Annotated in this window: 1 protein-coding gene and 1 pseudogene; one reads left to right on the plus strand and one right to left on the minus strand. The window is 72.5% G+C overall.

Annotated features, from left to right (window positions below):
• Positions 1-232, minus strand: a pseudogene (locus D7231_RS35615) (YibE/F family protein); the annotation flags it as partial.
• A gap of 195 nt (positions 233-427) precedes the next feature.
• On the opposite strand from D7231_RS35615, the gene D7231_RS35620 reads away from it, so the two are divergent.
• Positions 428-1079 (plus strand): phosphomethylpyrimidine synthase ThiC (locus tag D7231_RS35620; RefSeq protein ID WP_199739551.1); only part of this gene is annotated, 652 nt, incomplete at its 3' end.

Consider the following 1079-nt stretch of genomic DNA (forward strand, 5'->3'; position numbering starts at 1 on the left):
CCTCGGCCCGCTCGCGCTGCTGGTCGAAGCCGACGCCGGTGTGCCCCTCCTGCTCCGGCGCCCCGCCCGGCCACAGCACGATCAGGCCGATGCCCACGACCGCGGCGAAGGGGATCAGCACCGCCGCTATCACCCGCCGCAGGTGCGCCGAGACCGGCGTGGCCGGCCCGTGGTGATGCGCGTGGGGCGTGGGGTGCGGCGTGGCCTCGTGGCGTTCTCCGTGTGCGGTCACCGTCCGATCATCGCGTAAGCGGCCTGGCCCTCTGTTCAGGGCGGCCGGTGTGCCGTTAGCGTGGAGCCGCGAATCGTTTCGCACCTCGCATATCGCACACCGCGGGAGCTCCGGGCACGGGGCTGAGAGGGCGCTGGGGCCGCGCCGACCGCCGAACCTGTTACCGGGTAATGCCGGCGTAGGGAGTCAGGTCTGATGACCATTCAGGATGCCGACGCACGCACGCCTGCCGCCGGGGCCGCCGGGCCCGTCATCGGCTCGCACAAGGCGTACCTCACCGGATCCCGGCCGGACCTGCGGGTCCCGGTCCGGCGGGTCCACCTCACGGACGGAAACTCCGTCACCCTCTACGACACCTCGGGCCCGTACACCGACCCCCAGGTCGTCACCGACGTCCGCCGCGGCCTGCCCCCGCTGCGCCGCCCGTGGGTCGAGGAGCGGCGCGCCGACGGGCACGCGGGCCTGGTCACGCAGCTCGCGTACGCGCGCCGGGGCGAGATCACGCCGGAGATGGAGTTCGTCGCCCTCCGGGAGAACGTCGACCCGGCCTTCGTCCGCGACGAGATCGCCGCGGGCCGCGCGGTGCTGCCGGTGAACGTCCACCACCCCGAGGCCGAGCCCATGATCATCGGGAAGAACTTCCTGGTGAAGGTCAACGCCAACATCGGCAATTCGGCCGTCACCTCCTCCGTCGAGGAGGAGGTCGAGAAGATGACCTGGGCCACCCGCTGGGGCGCCGACACGGTGATGGACCTCTCCACCGGCCGCCGACCCGCTCCAGGGCCTGGTAGATCGGGACGGTGCCCACGGGGATGGGGGAGTTGCGCAGCACCCACTCGCGGGTGGT

Source organism: Streptomyces klenkii (assembly GCF_003626645.1).
GTDB classification, from domain to species: domain Bacteria; phylum Actinomycetota; class Actinomycetes; order Streptomycetales; family Streptomycetaceae; genus Streptomyces; species Streptomyces klenkii.